Genomic DNA, 2,027 nt, shown 5'->3' on the forward strand with positions numbered 1-2,027 from the left:
GGAAATTGCTTCTTATAAAAGATGCTCGCGTCCACTATGTAGTTCTCAAACAACAACCCCGTACCACACACCCCACACACACCCCACCCCCAAAAGGAGCAGAACAACCGTGTGATCGGTGCAGCCAGGAAACCAGAAACACAAGTCCCACACCACCACCACGCACCCTCCCCGAAAGGGAAGGACAACGCGGCCGCGCCATGGTCCTGTTGCCTCAGGACCCAACAGTGTGCCAAACACTACCCAACAGCTCATTCCGGCGTGCGTTCCAGGACCCCCACACTTCCGAAGAAGAGAGAGCGTCCGTACTAGCTGCCGGCCTGTGCCGCCAGGCACCTATTTGTTGATATTCCACCCGTGAGCACCCGCCGCAGAACTWGCGTCTGCGCAACGGGCGTACTCCTGACAACCCCACCACACGGACATAACGCCCGGCAGGGTGGTTGTAGGTGCTCCTTAGAAAGGAGGTGATCCAGCCGCACCTTCCGGTACGGCTACCTTGTTACGACTTAGTCCCAATCGCCAGTCCCACCTTCGACAGCTCCCTCCCACAAGGGGTTAGGCCACCGGCTTCGGGTGTTACCAACTTTCGTGACTTGACGGGCGGTGTGTACAAGGCCCGGGAACGTATTCACCGCAGCGTTGCTGATCTGCGATTACTAGCGACTCCGACTTCATGGGGTCGAGTTGCAGACCCCAATCCGAACTGAGACCGGCTTTTTGGGATTAGCTCCACCTCACAGTATCGCAACCCTTTGTACCGGCCATTGTAGCATGCGTGAAGCCCAAGACATAAGGGGCATGATGATTTGACGTCGTCCCCACCTTCCTCCGAGTTGACCCCGGCAGTCTCCCATGAGTCCCCGCCATTACGCGCTGGCAACATGGAACGAGGGTTGCGCTCGTTGCGGGACTTAACCCAACATCTCACGACACGAGCTGACGACAACCATGCACCACCTGTGAACCGGCCCCAAAGGGGAAGGACTGTTTCCAGCCCGGTCCGGCCCATGTCAAGCCTTGGTAAGGTTCTTCGCGTTGCATCGAATTAATCCGCATGCTCCGCCGCTTGTGCGGGCCCCCGTCAATTCCTTTGAGTTTTAGCCTTGCGGCCGTACTCCCCAGGCGGGGCACTTAATGCGTTAGCTACGGCGCGGAAAACGTGGAATGTCCCCCACACCTAGTGCCCAACGTTTACGGCATGGACTACCAGGGTATCTAATCCTGTTCGCTCCCCATGCTTTCGCTCCTCAGCGTCAGTTAATGCCCAGAGACCTGCCTTCGCCATCGGTGTTCCTCCTGATATCTGCGCATTTCACCGCTACACCAGGAATTCCAGTCTCCCCTACATCACTCTAGTCTGCCCGTACCCACCGCAGATCCGGAGTTGAGCCCCGGACTTTCACGGCAGACGCGACAAACCGCCTACGAGCTCTTTACGCCCAATAATTCCGGATAACGCTTGCGCCCTACGTATTACCGCGGCTGCTGGCACGTAGTTAGCCGGCGCTTCTTCTGCAGGTACCGTCACTTTCGCTTCTTCCCTACTGAAAGAGGTTTACAACCCGAAGGCCGTCATCCCTCACGCGGCGTCGCTGCATCAGGCTTGCGCCCATTGTGCAATATTCCCCACTGCTGCCTCCCGTAGGAGTCTGGGCCGTGTCTCAGTCCCAGTGTGGCCGGTCACCCTCTCAGGCCGGCTACCCGTCGTCGCCTTGGTGAGCCATTACCTCACCAACAAGCTGATAGGCCGCGAGTCCATCCAAAACCACAATAAAGCTTTCCACCCCCCACCATGCGATGAGGAGTCATATCCGGTATTAGACCCAGTTTCCCAGGCTTATCCCAGAGTTAAGGGCAGGTTACTCACGTGTTACTCACCCGTTCGCCACTAATCCCCGGTGCAAGCACCGGATCATCGTTCGACTTGCATGTGTTAAGCACGCCGCCAGCGTTCATCCTGAGCCAGGATCAAACTCTCCGTTGAAGTAAAACAGACACAACATGCGCCCCCGGGAAAACGGGAT

1 rRNA gene is annotated in these 2,027 nt (G+C 57.4%); it reads right to left on the minus strand.

Features of this window, described 5'->3' with window-relative positions:
* Positions 1-460: 460 nt before the first annotated feature.
* Positions 461-1,987, minus strand: a 16S ribosomal RNA gene (locus AC1DLT_RS30795).
* Positions 1,988-2,027 lie beyond the last annotated feature (40 nt).

This window comes from Neorhizobium sp. 05N33 (genome assembly GCF_056397445.1).